General features: G+C 63.2%; 17 protein-coding genes and 1 pseudogene. 11 read left to right on the top strand and 7 right to left on the bottom strand.

Features of this window, described 5'->3' with window-relative positions:
- Window positions 1–56: 56 nt before the first annotated feature.
- Window positions 57–320 (bottom strand): hypothetical protein, encoded by a 264-nt coding sequence (locus tag CK221_RS23795; RefSeq protein WP_095779474.1) that lies wholly within the window; start codon window positions 318–320, stop codon window positions 57–59.
- A gap of 469 nt (window positions 321–789) precedes the next feature.
- Here CK221_RS23795 and CK221_RS23805 point away from each other — a divergent pair, with 469 nt between their 5' ends.
- Entirely contained in the window at window positions 790–2,781 is a 1,992-nt protein-coding gene (locus CK221_RS23805; protein ID WP_095779557.1) for a protein-L-isoaspartate(D-aspartate) O-methyltransferase, read from the top strand.
- A 72-nt stretch (window positions 2,782–2,853) separates the two neighbouring features.
- On the opposite strand, the gene CK221_RS23810 is transcribed toward CK221_RS23805, so the two are convergent.
- The gene (locus CK221_RS23810) at window positions 2,854–3,171 is read right to left on the bottom strand and encodes a hypothetical protein (protein ID WP_066992311.1); all 318 of its coding nucleotides are present in this window, start codon (window positions 3,169–3,171) and stop codon (window positions 2,854–2,856) included.
- Window positions 3,172–3,337: 166 nt separating this feature from the next.
- On the opposite strand from CK221_RS23810, the pseudogene CK221_RS23815 reads away from it, so the two are divergent.
- A pseudogene (locus CK221_RS23815) lies at window positions 3,338–3,430 on the top strand (DUF2934 domain-containing protein); the annotation flags it as partial.
- A 44-nt stretch (window positions 3,431–3,474) separates the two neighbouring features.
- Window positions 3,475–3,612, top strand: a complete 138-nt coding sequence (locus CK221_RS30400) for a hypothetical protein (protein WP_156752600.1) — start codon at window positions 3,475–3,477, stop codon at window positions 3,610–3,612.
- 254 nt (window positions 3,613–3,866) lie between these two features.
- On the opposite strand, the gene CK221_RS23820 is transcribed toward CK221_RS30400, so the two are convergent.
- Together CK221_RS23820 and CK221_RS23825 are read right to left on the bottom strand one after the other, a co-directional pair.
- Complete coding sequence (locus tag CK221_RS23820; protein ID WP_066992011.1) at window positions 3,867–4,292, bottom strand: hypothetical protein; 426 nt, start codon at window positions 4,290–4,292, stop codon at window positions 3,867–3,869.
- Between the two features lie 337 nt (window positions 4,293–4,629).
- Window positions 4,630–5,115: a hypothetical protein gene (locus tag CK221_RS23825; protein ID WP_095779476.1), complete on the bottom strand. Its 486-nt coding sequence runs from the start codon at window positions 5,113–5,115 to the stop codon at window positions 4,630–4,632.
- 197 nt (window positions 5,116–5,312) lie between these two features.
- Between CK221_RS23825 and CK221_RS23830 the strand changes: the two genes are divergently transcribed.
- The gene (locus CK221_RS23830; RefSeq protein ID WP_095779477.1) at window positions 5,313–5,633 is read left to right on the top strand and encodes a hypothetical protein; all 321 of its coding nucleotides are present in this window, start codon (window positions 5,313–5,315) and stop codon (window positions 5,631–5,633) included.
- A gap of 383 nt (window positions 5,634–6,016) precedes the next feature.
- Here the strand turns inward: CK221_RS23830 and CK221_RS23835 are convergent, their stop codons facing one another.
- Window positions 6,017–6,883 carry a Ku protein gene (locus CK221_RS23835; protein WP_095779558.1) on the bottom strand — a complete coding sequence of 289 codons (867 nt, stop codon included), beginning with the start codon at window positions 6,881–6,883 and terminating at the stop codon, window positions 6,017–6,019.
- A gap of 564 nt (window positions 6,884–7,447) precedes the next feature.
- Window positions 7,448–7,687, bottom strand: a complete 240-nt coding sequence (locus tag CK221_RS23840; protein ID WP_095779478.1) for a hypothetical protein — start codon at window positions 7,685–7,687, stop codon at window positions 7,448–7,450.
- Between the two features lie 160 nt (window positions 7,688–7,847).
- Here CK221_RS23840 and CK221_RS23845 point away from each other — a divergent pair, with 160 nt between their 5' ends.
- The 3 genes from CK221_RS23845 (at window position 7,848) to CK221_RS29935 (ending at window position 10,198) form a co-directional block, all read left to right on the top strand.
- The gene (locus CK221_RS23845) at window positions 7,848–8,633 is read left to right on the top strand and encodes an SDR family NAD(P)-dependent oxidoreductase (RefSeq protein ID WP_095779559.1); all 786 of its coding nucleotides are present in this window, start codon (window positions 7,848–7,850) and stop codon (window positions 8,631–8,633) included.
- Window positions 8,634–8,713: 80 nt separating this feature from the next.
- The gene (locus CK221_RS23850) at window positions 8,714–9,892 is read left to right on the top strand and encodes a zinc-dependent alcohol dehydrogenase (RefSeq protein ID WP_095779560.1); all 1,179 of its coding nucleotides are present in this window, start codon (window positions 8,714–8,716) and stop codon (window positions 9,890–9,892) included.
- Between the two features lie 63 nt (window positions 9,893–9,955).
- Complete coding sequence (locus CK221_RS29935) at window positions 9,956–10,198, top strand: hypothetical protein (RefSeq protein ID WP_128292676.1); 243 nt, start codon at window positions 9,956–9,958, stop codon at window positions 10,196–10,198.
- Window positions 10,199–10,278: 80 nt separating this feature from the next.
- Here the strand turns inward: CK221_RS29935 and CK221_RS30845 are convergent, their stop codons facing one another.
- Window positions 10,279–10,551: a hypothetical protein gene (locus CK221_RS30845; protein ID WP_095779479.1), complete on the bottom strand. Its 273-nt coding sequence runs from the start codon at window positions 10,549–10,551 to the stop codon at window positions 10,279–10,281.
- 213 nt (window positions 10,552–10,764) lie between these two features.
- Here CK221_RS30845 and CK221_RS23860 point away from each other — a divergent pair, with 213 nt between their 5' ends.
- The 4 genes from CK221_RS23860 to CK221_RS23875 are packed head-to-tail and all read left to right on the top strand — an operon-like array spanning window position 10,765 to window position 15,315.
- Window positions 10,765–11,871, top strand: a complete 1,107-nt coding sequence (locus CK221_RS23860) for an SDR family NAD(P)-dependent oxidoreductase (protein WP_067320618.1) — start codon at window positions 10,765–10,767, stop codon at window positions 11,869–11,871.
- The gene (locus tag CK221_RS23865; RefSeq protein WP_095779480.1) at window positions 11,868–12,941 is read left to right on the top strand and encodes an NAD-dependent epimerase/dehydratase family protein; all 1,074 of its coding nucleotides are present in this window, start codon (window positions 11,868–11,870) and stop codon (window positions 12,939–12,941) included. The genes CK221_RS23860 and CK221_RS23865 overlap by 4 nt, the downstream gene beginning before the upstream one ends.
- Window positions 12,938–14,230 (top strand): TIGR04295 family B12-binding domain-containing radical SAM protein, encoded by a 1,293-nt coding sequence (locus tag CK221_RS23870; protein WP_095779481.1) that lies wholly within the window; start codon window positions 12,938–12,940, stop codon window positions 14,228–14,230. The genes CK221_RS23865 and CK221_RS23870 overlap by 4 nt, the downstream gene beginning before the upstream one ends.
- Window positions 14,215–15,315, top strand: a complete 1,101-nt coding sequence (locus tag CK221_RS23875) for a glycosyltransferase family 4 protein (protein WP_095779482.1) — start codon at window positions 14,215–14,217, stop codon at window positions 15,313–15,315. Before CK221_RS23870 ends, CK221_RS23875 begins: the two co-directional genes overlap by 16 nt.
- The last annotated feature ends 2 nt before the right edge of the window (window positions 15,316–15,317 follow it).

Raw genomic sequence — 15,317 nt, forward strand, 5'->3', positions numbered from 1 at the left:
AAGCAGCGAGCATCAGGCGAGCGAGTTGCTTTCCGCCCGATCGCCTGGCGCTTCTCTCATCCGCGCTCGACGAATTTGTTGAAACAGCTGGGCAAACCTTCCGCCGTTAGGTCTTGGTGCACGAAGGCAAGTTCGTTCTCATCCAATATGGCGAAGAACTCTTCCCATTCGACGGGCTGCAGATCCTCTTCGTGCTCGCCGAAGTCGACGCGCAGCACCGCTCCCTTGCCTGCAGTCCGCACGACTGCAGGTCTGCCTTCGCGGGCTTCAATCCAAGCCCGGATCACCTCGTGATTTGTGGTTTTCAGTGGCTCGCTCATGATCAACCCTTCCGGCTAATCGCCAATCCTGGCGCTTTGCTCGTCAGCGACTGGGGATTCAATCCGCGTCCGGCTCGCTCGTTCCCGCGAATTCGCTCCTTGCGAGGCGGTGGCCTGATGGCGTGGGCAAGGGAACCAACTGCCGCCCTACTGGTTCGGAAGGCAATCATTGGAACCTTGCCATGCCAAATGCAGCCGAAATCTTCGTCGACACTCGAGTTGCTTGGGATGTCGAGGTCATGTTCGGCCTGCCCGGCGATGGCATCAACGGCGTCATGGAGGCTTTGCGGAAAAACCGCCGAAGATGCCACCCGATTATGCCAAGAATTCCGCAAGGCGCTGCCGGAGACTCCGGGGCGCGAGCGGATCGAGGAGAACGTCGCGCGAGAGCCGGCCAGGACGATGATGGAGGCCGAGGGATGACGTTGCCGCAGCCGCTTGCGATTCCAACTTCCTGTTGAGGATGCACATGCTCGACCTGTCCCGCGAACGTCGCCGAATGGTCGATGTTCATCTCCGCCGCCGCGGCATTCATGATCGTGAGATCCTGGCAGCGATGCGCGAGGTCCCACGCGAGACTTTCGTGGACCCTGGCTTCGAAGAATTTGCCTATGAGGATGGACCGCTGCCGATTGCCGAGGGCCAAACGATATCGCAGCCCTATATCGTCGCGTTCATGCTGGAAATGGCTGAGATCGGGCCCGGCGATCACGTCCTCGAGGTCGGCACGGGATCTGGCTACGCCGCCGCCGTGATGAGCCGCATCGTCGATCATGTCTACACGATGGAACGGCACGCCGGCCTGGCGGAAACCGCGAGACGGCGCTTCGAGACGCTTGGCTATCGCAACATCGAGGTGCGCACCGGCGACGGCACCAAGGGCTGGCCCGAAGCGGCACCGTTCGATGCCATCGTCGTCGCGGCGAGCGGGCCCGGCGCGCCGCTCGCGCTGCAGCAGCAGTTGGATGTCGGCGGCAAGTTGGTCATTCCGGTCGGAGATGACCCTGACGAGCAGCGTCTCCTCAAAGTCACCCGCACTGGCGCTTCCACCTACAGCGAGGAAGATTTCGGTGCGGTGCGCTTTGTCCCTTTGATCGGCGAAGAAGGCTGGCAGGAGGACAACCGCATCCGAACCAGCCGTATCTCCCCGCTCTTGCCAGCGCGCAGTCTTCCGCAGATGATTGCCGCGGCGGCCGAACCGCTTCCTGAATTCGATGATCCCGCCTTTGTGGAGGCCTTCGATCGCTTTGCCGACCGGCGGATCGTGCTGCTCGGCGAAGCGAGCCACGGCACATCCGAGTTCTATCGGGCGCGGGCTTGGATCACCAGAAGACTGATCGAGAAACATGGCTTCACGATCGTCGCCGCTGAAGCCGACTGGCCCGACGCCGCGGCGATCGACCGCTATGTGCGCCACCGCCCACCTTCGCCGCGCGCCGACATGCCTTTCCAGCGGTTTCCCACCTGGATGTGGCGCAACGCCGAATTCGCGGCATTCGTGGAGTGGCTGCGTGCGCACAACGAGCAGATCGAAACACCGGCAAGCCAGGCAGGGTTCTACGGCCTCGATATCTACAATATGAGAGGCTCGATCGCGGCGGTTTTGGAATATCTCGACCGCATCGATCCGGAGGCGGCAAGCATTGCCCGCGAACGCTACGGCTGCCTGACGCCGTGGCAGCACGAACCCGCCACCTATGGCCGGGCGGCGCTAACCCGAGGCTACCGGGAATGCGAGGAGGCGGTGCTGCGGCAGTGCCGGGACATGCTGTCGCGTCAGCTCGCTCACGCCGGCCAGGACGGCGACGAATTGTTCGATGCCGCGCAGAACGCCCGGCTCATCGCCTCCGCCGAGCACTACTATCGCGTGATGTACTATGGCGGCGCGCAATCCTGGAACCTGCGCGACACGCACATGTTCGACACGCTGCAACATGTTATCGAAGCGCGTTCCCCCGATGCCAAGGCCGTGGTCTGGGCGCACAACTCCCATATCGGCGACGCTCGCTTCACGGAGATGGGAATCGTCAGGGACGAAGTGAACATCGGTCAGCTCTGCCGCCAGCGGTTCGGCGACGACGTAGCCCTCATCGGCTTCGGCACGCATGCCGGCACGGTCGCTGCAGCCAAGCATTGGGACGGCGAAATGGAGATCATGTCCGTGCGGCCATCGCGCGAGGACAGCTATGAGCGGCTTTGCCACGACGCCGGCACCGCTCGTTTCCTGCTCGACCTTGGAGCTGATCCAGTCCTTCATGATCGGCTGACCGAACGTCGGCTGGAACGGTTCATCGGAGTGATCTATCGGCCGGAAACGGAACTGCACAGCCACTATGCCGACGCCTCGCTTGCGCGGCAATTCGACGCCTTCGTCTGGTTCGATGAAACCACCGCCGTGACGCCCTTCGGGCCGGAGCATGCGACGAGCGGTGTCCCGGACACCTACCCCTTCGGGGTGTAGGCGATGGACGGATGCATTCGACATCGCGCTGATGCGGGAACTTCGGCGCAGAGGTGATGCGGCGAGCGAACGCTACTGTTCTTTCACGTAGGCACCAGGCCGGCGGCCGCCTTTGGGCGCTCTTGCATCCTTGGATTGCTCGGGGACCGATGGGCCCGCTCCGGAAGTCTTTTCCGTCGCAGGACCAGGCGTCGCCCGTCCCGAAGGGTTTTGCCCTTCCGACTGATGCGTCTTGTCTTCCACCTCGCCCTGTCTGCGGGTGAGCCCAAAGCGATCGTGAGGCTTTTCGTTGCTGGCCGCAGCCTGCGAAAACCGGTCTGAGGGATCCGGATCGGTGTTGGCCGGGTACTTCCTGGCGCCGGTCTCGCGGCGGTTCTCTTCCTTGCCCATGACTCTCTCCGGGTTGATCTGGAGGATAACAAGATCGTCAGAAGAGCGTTCCCCGACCTGGCCGATGAGGGACGCGGGCAATCGGCTCCCATCAGTCCGATGGAACAAACACGCCATCGCCCAATTAGGCGAACAGACGGCGGTCCGGCACGAGGAGGCAGCAGTCATGGACAGGGAAGAACGCATCAGACGCCGCGCCCCCGAAATCTGGGAGCAGGCCGGTCGGCCGCAAGGTCGGCAACAGGAACATTGGGATCAGGAACAAGCCGGGCGGCTAGCAGAGGCGCCGAGGAAGGATTTCTGATGCCCCGGATCGTTGCAGTGATCGCGATCGTGGTGATTTTATTGATAACCGTGTGGGCCTGGATCGGCCGAGAGCCCGAGCGCCCGAGCGGCGGGAGCCAGCAGCCAGCGCCCCACGCGATCGACCAGAACGGCTGAGGCAGGGCCTTTCGATCGGCGACTTGCCGTTCTCACCGCATCGCCGTCTTCGCTGCATTGCGGTCTCGCGCGCCCTTGGTTCGCCAGGCCTTGGAGGGACAAGCCGGCGGGAGCTCGCGCGAGCAAGGCTCCGGCGCCGAACTATTTGCGAGTCATGCCTTCTTCATGGACCTATCGCTCCGCGGATGGATCAACGTCCGAGCGCCGCCGGCGGCTGTCGCAACAGCCGCGATAGCGAGCAGGTTGAGACGCAGTCAGTGTATGAAGCGGCTTCTCAGCCAGGCAAAAATGCGATTGCCTGTGACAATTCTCCGGACGCGTCCAGCAGCCCAACTGGCCTGCATGGTTGCGCCGGCATGGCAGCTGCAGACGACTTCATGCAACTGCCAATCGGAGAGTTCAAAGAAGCGTTTGGCTTCCCCGTAGGTATCGGACTGCAGGCCCGAGGCCCTGAGCAAGGGGTCTTCGAACGCAACCGTCAGCGGGGATCCAGCCGCCCGCGCCTCTTCCCGCATGCCTGGATAGAGATACTCGGTGCCGGTGAGCGCGGCGAGACAGCGCAACGGATTCCGCTCGAGCAGTTCTGCCCACCTCTCTATCTTTTCAGTCCTTGTCGTGAGCGGCACCAGCGGATTGATATCAGCGACTGCGTGCAGTTGGTCGAGCGTTTGGTGTTTCATGATAGGCTCCCGTCCATACTTGGCTGACCGGCTTGTCCTGGCGGGGTCGGCAGGCCCGCGTCTGAGGTGCGGGCCGATCAGTGTTTCCCACCGATCTCCGGCAGGCGCCAAAAAGCGGCGCCTGCAAATCATCGAACTGACAGTCGTCCCCAAAGTTCCGGATGAACACGGAATTCATTTGGAATGCAGACAATCGACAGGTTCCGCAAGTGCGGACTGCACGGCGTTTCAGTTGCGAGCCCAGGCTGGACTAAGATGCAGGCGCTTGTCGAATATATCATATCCAGTGATAGGAACGGGAGCATGGTTCTTTCTCAGGCCACGCAGCCCGCGGTCCTCATTCCGCTGCCGCCTTTTTCCGTTTCGCCTCGTCGAAGTCGATCGCCAGCACGATCTTTCCGTTGGCGTCGCGAACCCGGACGGCCCAGCCCTGCTGCCCACCTTCGGCGGCCGTGTCGTCAAGCAAATCAATCGCCGAACGCAGCGCCTCGTCATGCACGGCCTCCAGATTCGGGAATTCCACGCCCTTCAGCTGCCGCATGCCATCATGGTCGCGATATTCGAATGTGAAGGGGCTGTCCGGCTTGGCGGGCTCGCTGAAGTCGCGGTTGCTCTCCTGCGCGGACCGGTGTTCCACGGTCTCGAAAACCGCGCACTGCACCATCATCTCTTTGGCGCGATCGATAAGAGCGGTGTCGCCGTACGTCGGCCGTGGATCGGATCCAGCCATTGTGACGGCAATCTTTTCGCCGCCCTCACCGAGAAATTCGACTGTCACCACGCCTTCCGAGTTGGAAACTATTTGGGTATCGAGAACCTGCATCGGTGCCTCGTCATCTTAGATAACGAAGGTAAAAGCTGCCCAACAGGAAATGTTCCGGCCGCGCTCAGCGATTGGCGGCAGCGATAGTTCCCCCTTCCCGGAAACGAGTTCCCGCACAGCAGCGTTTCTACTTCGCGTTCAAGATCCCGTGGGAACACCGACGCCGGACAGATGTTTGGTAGCGAAGGAGCTGTCCGATGACCTCACCGAGCAAGCGAAGACCCGCCGAGGGTCGAGGCGAAATGCAGATGGGCTTTACCCGGGACAAGACGCCCGGATTCGACCCTTCTGCCGCCCCGCAGGAAACGGATGCAGAGGCGGGAGGGTCGACGAGTTCCGCCCATCGCGTCGCATCAGATGAACCGAAATTCACCAATCAGGCGAGCTTCGCCGACGCCATGCAGCGCCCCCAGAACGCGCCCGGCCTTCAGCCGAGCAGAAACGGGCCGGTGCTGGTGATTGCAGCGCTCGTGGTTCTGGCGGGCGCCGCTTTCCTGCTTGCCGCTCGCCTGGGTTGATGCCGATGCCGGCTCGCCGAGGCGCTCCAACCCGGAACGCCCGATGCAAGGTCTGGTAGCTAGGGAGTATGTGCATGCCCATGTTGAAAAAGCTTCTTCGCCATCTTTGGCGACGGAAAATCCAGCCGGCGGCCGATCCGTCCCCAGTCGATGCGATCGTGCGGCTGTTGCGTGAAAGCGAGGAACGCAACGGATAGATTTTTGGATCGTGCTCGGTGCCGCCGGCGCGCGAAATCCTCGAGCTCGTGCTCTTCTGCCACGGACGGTGTTTTAGCCCGCGCTGAGCGTTACCCGAATTCCTCCTCGGCGAAGGCGCCAAGCCTCCAGCTTTGTTTGCCTCGGCCTGCAAGCCAGCTTGATGTCGCTCACCGCACAGACAACTGCTATGCCGACTTGCGCCCCCGTGCAGAATTCTTCGTCTTTTTTCGCTTCGGCGCTCCCCTGGACTTCGGGGATTTGGACTTTGCCCCGGCCTCCGCGCCGAGGCTCTTTTTCAGCGCATCGAACAAATTGACCACATTGGATGGCTTGGGTTCCGCCTTGGCTTTCGGCGCCTTCCTGCCGGCCTTTCTGGCGCGAACCAGTTCCAGCAGTGCCTCCTGATATCGGTCCCGGAACTCGGTGGGATCAAACTTGCCCTTCTGCTTATCGATGATGTGCTCGGCCAACCCGATCATCTCGCTGTCGGGCTTTCCCGACTTGATCTCGGCGAAGACGCCGGCGGGCTCGCGCACGGTGTCGCCATAACGCAGGGTGGTCAGCATCATGCCCTTGCCGCGTGATTCGACCACCACCGGGCGTTCCCTCTGATAGAGCACGATGCGAGCGAGCCCGGCCATCTTCTTTTCTGCCAGCGCGTCGCGGATCACCGCAAAGGCCTCTTCCGAGACCTTGTCGGCGGGCGTGACGTAGTAGGGCGCGTCGAGATAGATCTGCTCGATCGACGATTTGTCGACGAAGCCGTCGAGATTGAGCGTGTGCGAAGACTCGATCTGCACCGCCTCGATGTCTTCCTCTTCGATGAAGATGAATTCGTCCTTGCCGACTTCGTAGCCCCTGACCTCGTCGTCTTTATCCAGCGGTTTGCCGCTCTCGGCATCGACATAGACGCGCCGGACCCTGTTGCCGGTCTTGCGATTGAGCACGTGGAAGGAAACCTTCTCGGCATGGGTCACGACGTTCGTCAATTCGACGGCGCAGGTGACCAGCGACAGTTTGAGATAACCGCTCCAGGCGGGACGCGGCGCCATGGCGATCTCCTTGGCGACAGGAATGCAGCCGGAACGGCGAACGCACCGCTTCGGTTCCGACGTCGCAGGCCGGCGCATCGCGTCGGCTTCAGCCGGCTGAACCGGGAAGCAGCGCTGAACTTCCCGGCGGGAGAAGCAACGGGAGCTTCCGACAAGGGCTTGGCCCGACATATTCGAGTTGCAGACATTTCGTTCGAAACGTCCGTCCGTCGCGGGAGCATTCGGAACAATGGGCCTTCGGGCAAGTTGGATACGGCTCCAACGGCGAATTGATCTGGAACGACCGTGGCGACGCGGAAGATCGACAAGGACAGGCGTGAGCGCACCTCGAATGCGGCGCGCGAACTGCTTGAGACGGAACGACTGGCGCGCCAGGCAAAGACAGCGCGACTACGCGAGCAGCGTTTGGCCGCGGCACCGGCGGCAAAGTCACCTCCTCCCGCGGCCAGGCCGGGCCGGACGCCCAAGAAGCGAAAAATCATAGATATCAGCTAGCGCCTGGCTCCGTTCGGCGCTGCCGCTTTAGGGCGGCCGGAAATCGATGACGCGTCCAGCCAGCTTCTCTCATTCCTTGGCCGCTGGCTCTCCAGGCCCAATCTCGGTCTCATCTAATATGTGCTCGTGAATGATGCCGAGGATTTGCAGCCTCACCGCCTCACGCGCCTCTGGCTGGATGAACGGCATGAGGAGATCGACCCTCTCCTTGACCCGACGGGGCAGATCAGCGCTGGGATCGGTCAGCTGGCTGCCATGCTCATAGAGGTTGTCGGTAAGTTTCTTATCCAGATCGGAAAAGATGCCCATGGCTGTCGCTCCACATTGACGGCGGAACAGCCGTGCCCCGAATTGGTTCCGTCTCGCCGAGCCTCGTTTGCCGCGCGTTGCCGAATCCCAAGAATTCGAACGGAACAATCGCACTCTGCGCATGTTCGGCCGGACCACACTCGAACGGTCGGAGAACGAAATGGAAAGCGGAAAGCTCGCCGTGGTGACCGGCGCTTCCAGCGGCATCGGCAAGGAACTGGCGAAATTATGCGCGAGAGATGGCTACGAACTGGTGATCGTGGCCGACGAGCCGGCGATAGAGCGGGCTGCCGAGGCGCTGCAATCTCACCACGTTGCAGTCGAGGCGGTAGAAGCCGACCTCGCGACCGAGGAAGGGGCCAATCAACTGATCGCGAGGATTGGTGACCGCGCTATTGACCTTCTGTTCCTCAACGCGGGACGAGGCCTGGGCCGGGGCTTCATCGATCAGGACTGGCCCAAGGCGCGCCGCGTCATCGACACGAACATCACCGGCACGGTCTATCTGGCACATCGGCTCGGCCGGCAGATGGTCCGGCGTGGCCGCGGCCGGATCCTGTTCACGGGCTCCATCGCCGGCTTCATGCCCGGCACCTTCCAAGCGGTCTACAACGGCACCAAGGCCTTCATCGATTCTTTCGCCATCGCGCTGCGCCATGAGTTGAAGGACAGCGGTGTGACCGTGACAGTGCTGATGCCCGGCGCGACGCAGACCCGCTTCTTCGAGCGGGCCGACATGATGGACACCGAAATCGGGACTCAGGAGAAAGACAATCCGGCCGGTGTGGCCAAGGACGGCTATGACGCCATGATGGCCGGAAAAGAGCAGGTCGTTAGCGGTTTGAAGAACAAGATGCAGGCTGCCGCGGCCCACGTCACGCCGGCCGGCACGCTGGCCGAGCAGCATCGCAAGGCCGCCGAACCGGGCTCCGCGAACAACGGATGAATGCGAGGCGCCGCCCGGGGAACATTCCAGCCGGGCGCAAGTTCGATGCACTCAATCCTCCAATCGACAGGAACGGCACGATGAAAGCGCTGACATGGCACGGCAAGGGCGATATCCGGTGCGACGCGGTCGCCGATCCCGCGATCGAGGACGACCGCGACATCATCATCAGGGTTACCTGCTGCGCCATTTGCGGTTCGGACCTGCATCTGATGGACGGCTATATGCCGACGATGAAATCGGGCGACGTGCTGGGCCATGAGACCATGGGCGAAGTGGTGGAAGTCGGCCGTGGACACAGCAAGTTCAAGAAGGGCGATCGCGTCGTCGTTCCCTTCAATATCTCATGCGGCGAATGCTGGTTTTGCCAGAACGGCCTGTTTTCACTCTGCGACTGGTCGAACCCCAACGCCGACCAGGCCGCCAAGGTCATGGGCCAGTCGCCCGCGGGCCTATTCGGCTATTCGCATCTGGTCGGTGGCTATTGGGGCGGGCAAGCCGAGTATTTGCGCGTGCCTTTTGCCGATGTCGGCCCGATCAAGGTGGCGGACGGCATGGACGACGAACAGGTCCTGTTCCTCTCCGACATCTTCCCGACCGGCTATATGGCGGCGGAGAACGCCGGCATCCGGGAGGGCGACACCGTCGCCATCTGGGGCTGCGGGCCGGTCGGCCAGTTCGCGATCCAGAGCGCCTGCATGCTTGGCGCCGGTCGCGTGATCGCCATCGACAAGGTGCCGGAGCGGCTTGCTATGGCGCGCGACCACGGCAAGGCCGAGACCCTCGATTTCAGCAACTTGAATATTTACGATGCCCTGATGGCCATGACCAACGGTCGCGGCCCGGACAGTTGCATCGACTGTGTCGGCACCGAAGCCGATGCCAGCGCCACCCCGGATTCCATGCTCGATAAGGTCAAGGCGAGTGTCTATCTTGGCACCGACCGGCCGCATGTGCTGCGCGAGGCGATCTATTGCTGTCGCAAGGGAGGCACCATTTCGGTGCCCGGCGTCTATATCGGCCTTGTCGACCACATCCCGTTCGGCGCGGCGATGAACAAGGGGCTGACGTTCCGCATGGGACAAACCCACACGCAACGCTATCTCGAGCCTCTCCTGCACAAGGTCCAAAGCGGCGACATCGACCCGTCCTTCGTGATCACCCACCGCGCCGGGCTCGAGGCCGGACCCGACCTCTACAGGAAGTTTCGCGACAAGCAGGACGGCTGCATCAAGGTCGTGATGCGCCCACACGGGTGACCACGCCTTTGCCCGGAACTCGCCCGGGCGCCCTGTCGTTGCGATCAGGTAAGGAGGTATCAAATGGCTCAACTGAAAAACACATCTCGGCCGGCCACCAGGTCACCGAACGCCGAAGGCCTTCCGCGTCCTAACCGCGATGCTATGGATAGCGACGCCGGCGCGAGACCGGCAGTTCCCAAAACAGCCGGCGCCGCCGAGGAACAGTCGACATCACCGCTCGACAGCAAGGTTGCCAATCGCAATGCCGGTCGCAAGCGCGAGGCCGGAACCACCCCGCGCCCAACCGACAAGCCATTGGATTGAGGCAACCGGGGCGGCGCGGCAGCCTCCGCCGGTCGGGCCGCTTGCGTGCGTTCGTTGCTGGTTACCTGCCGCCGCCCGCGTCAACCATTCCCGCTCCGCTCGACAAATTTGTTGAAGCGGCTCTTTCCTCCGCTCCCGGCCTTGTCCTGATGGAGGAAGGCAAGGTCGTTCTCGTCGAAGATCCGGAAGAACTCATCCCACTCGATCGGTTCGAGCGCTTCCTCCGGCTCGCCGAAGTCGATGCGCAGGATGCCGCCCTCGCCTTTGGTGCGAACCACGGCGGGATGGCCGTCCCTCTCCTCAACCCATTTGCGAATTTCGTCGTGATTGGTGGTCGTCTTCGCTTCAGACATGGCATTCCCTTTCTCGCCGCACGTCAGTGAGCGGCCCTAACAGCGCGCAAAGGGCAATGTTCCCAGGCATGCGGGCGACCCGCCGACAGCTTCGCCCCGGAGGGAACTTTGATGAAGCAGGGAACAAACCTTTTGTCCCGAAGTTCGGGAGCCCAACGCTAAATCGGCCCCAACGCTAAATCGGCCCCAACGCTAACTCGGCAAGGAGTTCTCGTGAAACGTGTCCTGGTTACGGGAGGCTGCGGTTTCATTGGCCGGCATGTCGCCCAGGAACTCATCGAGCATGGCTACGAGGTCCGTGTCCTGGACGCACTCTTGGACCAAGTGCACGGCAATGAAGCCGTCAGCATTCCAGCTGGCGCCGAGCTGATACGGGGAGATGTCCGTGATCGAGACGCGGTCGCCGACGCGGTAGCGGATGTCGACACCGTCATCCACCTCGCTGCCGAGGTCGGCGTCGGCCAATCCATGTACGAGATCGCCCGATATGTCGGCACCAACGATCTCGGCACCGCGACCCTGCTCGAGGCGTTGATCAAGAAACCAGTCGAACGCATTGTCGTCGCATCGTCGATGAGCATCTACGGCGAAGGCCTCTACAAGACACCAGACGGGCGGCGTATCGACGATGCCCATCGCAAGCCAAGCGACATCAGGATCGGCCAATGGGACCCGCTGTCGGCTGCCGGCGAAGCGCTGTCGCCGATTCCGACCGACGAGGAGAAACGTCCTGACCTCGCTTCGATCTACGCGCTGACCAAATATGCGCAGGAACGCGCGGTGCTGATCTTCGGTCAGGCTTATGACGTGGATGCTGTGGCATTGCGCCTGTTCAACGTCTTCGGCGCCGGTCAAGCGCTCGCAAATCCCTACACCGGCGTGCTTGCCAACTTCGCTTCGCGGCTCGCCAACGGCAAGCGGCCGATGATCTTCGAGGACGGCGAGCAAAAGCGCGACTTCGTCCATGTGCGCGATGTCGCCCGCGCTTTCCGCCTGGCGCTGGAGCAACGCCAGGCAGCCGGCCACGCGATCAATATCGGCAGCGGACGGTCCTACACCATCAGCGAGGTCGCTCGATTGCTTGCAGAAGCGATGGGCGTTCCGAAGCGGCCGCCCGAAATCCTCGGCAAGGCGCGCTCCGGCGACATCCGCAACTGCTTTGCCGACATTGCCAAGGCGCGCGAGCTGCTTGGCTTCGAGCCGAGCCATCGGCTTGAGAACTCCCTCGGTGAATTCGCGGCCTGGGTTCGCAACACCGTCGTCATCGACCGAGGCGCCGACATGAAGCGCGAGCTTGAAGAGCGGGGGCTGGTGTCATGAGCGAGCGGCATCGCGGCCTCGGCAAAGCGCCGGTGGCCGTCATCGGCGGCAGCGGCTTCATAGGCTCAAACCTCGCCGACAGCCTGTTGTCGGATGGCGAGCCAGTTCTGGTCATCGACAATCTCAGCCGAGCCGGCGTCGAGCAGAACCTCGAATGGCTGGCGCAAAAGCACGGCAACCATCTCAGGGTTGAAGCCGTGGACGTGCGCGACCAAGCCAAACTGGCCTCGGTGCTGACGCCAGCAAGAGCGATCTTCCATCTGGCCGCCCAGACCGCTGTGACCACGAGCCTGATCGATCCCGCGGAGGACCTCGACATCAATCTCAAAGGCACCTTCAACGTGCTTGAGGCGGCGCGCCAGGTGAGCGCCCCGGTAATCTTCGCCAGCACTAACAAGGTCTACGGCAGCTTGCCCCAGCTCGCGGTGCGGGAAACGGACGATCGTTACGAGCCTTGCGACGAAGCCATCCGCGCCAATGGCGTGGACGAGACGATCGGCCTCCGTTTCTGCACGCCCTATGGCTGTTCCAAGGGCGCTGCGGACCAGTATGTCCTTGATTATGCCAAGTCCTATGGTCTGCCGACGGCGGTGCTGCGCATGAGCTGCATCTATGGACCGCGCCAGTTCGGCACCGAGGACCAGGGCTGGGTCGCGCATTTCCTCCTCAGCGCGCTCAGCGGCCGGCCCATCACCATCTATGGCGACGGCAAGCAGGTGCGCGACATCCTGCATGTGTCCGACGCGGTTGCCGCCTATCGCGGAGTGCTGGCCAGGATCGAAAACCTCAAGGGACAGGCGTTCAATCTTGGCGGCGGACCGCGGAATGCCGTCAGCCTGCGCTCGCTCCTGTCGGAGATCGCCATCATGACCGGCCGCGACATCGTGCTCCGGCAGGATATCGAACGCACCGGCGACCAGCCCTTCTTCATCGCCGATACCCGCAAGATAGAGGCCGCGCTTGGCTGGCGCGCGCATGTCCCGTGGCGCGAAGGCATCAGCGACCTTGCCGGCTGGCTGTTGCGGCACCGTCTCCAGCCGCACGCTGAAGTGGCGAGGTACGTCGCATGAAAGTAGCACTGGTCAACCCGCGTTGGACATATGAACACAGCATCTATTTCGGCTGCCGCCAGCCGCATCTGCCCCTGGAGCTTGGCTACTGCAAAGCCCTGCTGGAGACCGACGGCCACAGCGTGCTGATGCTGGACGGACAGTTGCAGAATCTCGACAACGCGGAACTTGCCGAGCGCGTGGCGGCGTACGGGCCGGAAATGACCGTCGTGACCACCGCGCCGACCTATCTGTTCTGGCGCTGCGCGCCGCCGGAGCTGCGGGTGCCGGCAGAATTCCTGAAGCATCTCGCCGGGCGCGGCGGGCGCACCGCCGCCGTCGGGCCGCATGGCTCGGCGACGCCGGCCCCTACCCTGCGCAAGCTTGGCGTCGATGTCGTCGTGCGCGGCGAATGCGAGGAGGTGGTGGCGGAGCTTGCCGGGCGCGGCGAATGGAGCGCCGTCCCTCACACGGCGCGGCTCGAGAGCGGCGTGCTGGCCTGCAACGGTGGCGTGAGCGTCAGCCGCTTCGTCGACCACCCGGCACTTCATTGGCCGTCCGATTGGATTGCGGCCCATTCGCACCACCATCATCGGTTCGACGCGGACCAGAAGGGCGCCGGTGCCGAGGTGGAAGCTTCGCGGGGTTGCCCCTATAATTGCAGCTTCTGCGCCAAGATCGATTTTCGCGACGCCTACCGCCGCAGGAACCACGACGCGGTCGTCGCCGAGATCGACGGTCTGATGGCCCAGGGCGTCGGCTACATCTACTTCATCGACGAGATTTTCCTGCCCCAGAAGGCGCTGCTCGAGGCCCTTGTCGACCGCGATATCCAATTCGGCGTTCAGACGCGCATCGACCTCTGGAAACCGGAGTTGCTGGAATTGTTGGGCGAGGCCGGCTGCGTCTCGATCGAAGCTGGCCTGGAAAGCCTGACCGTCGAAGGCCGCGAAATGCTGGCCAAGCGCTGTCGGCTGGGCACTGAGGAACTGGCCGCGCTGCTGGTCGATGCCCGCCGCCATGTTCCTTTCGTCCAGGCCAATCTGATCGGCGTGGTCGAGGACGATCCGGCCCTGGTGGAGTATTGGCGCAAGCACCTCATTGACAACGGTGTCTGGGCCAACGAGCCGGTGCCGCTCTATCCCTATCCGAGCTCGCCAAGCTACCGCGAGCTGTGGGGCGAGCCCGACGATTTCGCCTGGGAGCGCGCGCATGAGCATTATCTGGCTTCGTTCAGGACGTTCAGCGACATCCAGGATCAGCGCCCGCGCGCGCTGGCCGAATTGGAGTCCTCATGCTGCAATCATTGATCCATCGCCCGCGGCGCATCCTGATGACCACCGACTCCGTCGGTGGCGTCTGGCGATATTCGCTCGACCTGGCGCGCGAGCTCACCGCCCGAGGGGACAACGTCGTGCTGGCCGGGCTAGGGCCTCGGCCTTCTCTGGAGCAGGCACAAGAAGCGCAGTCCTTCGCGACGCTCGCCTGGCTCGAGACCCCTCCGGACTGGATGACGCGCAACGAGAGCGATCTCGACGGCCTGCCCGGCGAGCTTCGCGAGCTTGCAACGACCTGTGCCGCGGACCTCGTTCATCTTAACGCTCCGGCCCAGGCGGCCGAGGTCGATCTGCCCTGCCCCATTCTCACGGTCTCGCACTCCTGCGTCGTGACGTGGCTGCATGCCGTGCGCGGTCAGGTGCCGACCGACGGCTGGGCCTGGCAGAAGGACCGCAACTGGGCCGGTTTCAATCGCGCCGATATTGTGGTGGCACCCAGCCGAAGCCACGCCGACATGCTTGAGGCCTGCTACGGGCCGGTCGCGCGGCTAAGTGTCGTCCACAACAGTGCTCTTCCCGGCCCGGTCGCCTCGCGCCGCGAGCCTTTCGTCCTGGCCGCCGCCCGCTGGTGGGATGAAGGAAAGAACGCGGCTGTGCTGGATGCCGCGGCTGCCATGACGGAATGGCCGGTCCATGCCGCCGGCCCCCTCGGCGGGCCGGACGGGCAGATGGCGTGTCTCGATCATTGCGTCGCGCTCGGCTCGATCGGCCATGCCCAAGTGCGCCAGCGGATGGCGCGGGCCGGCATTTTCGTTTCGCCATCGATCTACGAGCCCTTCGGGCTTGCCGCTCTGGAAGCCGCGCTCTCGGGCGCGCCGCTGGTCCTCGCCGACATCGCGACCTATCGCGAACTCTGGGACGGCGCGGCTATGTTCTTCGACACGCGCGATCCGCATGCGCTTGCCGGATGCATCGCCCACCTCTCCCGCGACGAAAATTTGCGGCGTCAGCTTGGCCGGCGCGCCGTCCGTCGCGCGCGCAAATTTTCGCCGCAGGCGCAGGCGGTCGCGATGAGTGAAATCTACGATCGCGCGGCGATGGCCGTCGCAGGGCGCTGAGC

The organism is Mesorhizobium sp. WSM3868 (assembly GCF_002294785.1).
In the GTDB taxonomy this organism is placed as follows: Bacteria; Pseudomonadota; Alphaproteobacteria; order Rhizobiales; family Rhizobiaceae; genus Mesorhizobium.

Coding starts and splice junctions, on each gene's coding strand:
- CK221_RS23830 (WP_095779477.1), top strand. CDS start 5,313: ATGACCTCACCGAGCAAGCGAAGACCCGCCGAGGGTCGAGGCGAAATG.
- CK221_RS23805 (WP_095779557.1), top strand. CDS start 790: ATGCTCGACCTGTCCCGCGAACGTCGCCGAATGGTCGATGTTCATCTC.
- CK221_RS23865 (WP_095779480.1), top strand. CDS start 11,868: ATGAGCGAGCGGCATCGCGGCCTCGGCAAAGCGCCGGTGGCCGTCATC.
- CK221_RS30400 (WP_156752600.1), top strand. CDS start 3,475: ATGCCCCGGATCGTTGCAGTGATCGCGATCGTGGTGATTTTATTGATA.
- CK221_RS23820 (WP_066992011.1), bottom strand. CDS start 4,292: ATGAAACACCAAACGCTCGACCAACTGCACGCAGTCGCTGATATCAAT.
- CK221_RS23835 (WP_095779558.1), bottom strand. CDS start 6,883: ATGGCGCCGCGTCCCGCCTGGAGCGGTTATCTCAAACTGTCGCTGGTC.
- CK221_RS29935 (WP_128292676.1), top strand. CDS start 9,956: ATGGCTCAACTGAAAAACACATCTCGGCCGGCCACCAGGTCACCGAAC.
- CK221_RS30845 (WP_095779479.1), bottom strand. CDS start 10,551: ATGTCTGAAGCGAAGACGACCACCAATCACGACGAAATTCGCAAATGG.
- CK221_RS23825 (WP_095779476.1), bottom strand. CDS start 5,115: ATGCAGGTTCTCGATACCCAAATAGTTTCCAACTCGGAAGGCGTGGTG.
- CK221_RS23810 (WP_066992311.1), bottom strand. CDS start 3,171: ATGGGCAAGGAAGAGAACCGCCGCGAGACCGGCGCCAGGAAGTACCCG.
- CK221_RS23875 (WP_095779482.1), top strand. CDS start 14,215: ATGCTGCAATCATTGATCCATCGCCCGCGGCGCATCCTGATGACCACC.
- CK221_RS23795 (WP_095779474.1), bottom strand. CDS start 320: ATGAGCGAGCCACTGAAAACCACAAATCACGAGGTGATCCGGGCTTGG.
- CK221_RS23850 (WP_095779560.1), top strand. CDS start 8,714: ATGAAAGCGCTGACATGGCACGGCAAGGGCGATATCCGGTGCGACGCG.
- CK221_RS23840 (WP_095779478.1), bottom strand. CDS start 7,687: ATGGGCATCTTTTCCGATCTGGATAAGAAACTTACCGACAACCTCTAT.
- CK221_RS23870 (WP_095779481.1), top strand. CDS start 12,938: ATGAAAGTAGCACTGGTCAACCCGCGTTGGACATATGAACACAGCATC.
- CK221_RS23845 (WP_095779559.1), top strand. CDS start 7,848: ATGGAAAGCGGAAAGCTCGCCGTGGTGACCGGCGCTTCCAGCGGCATC.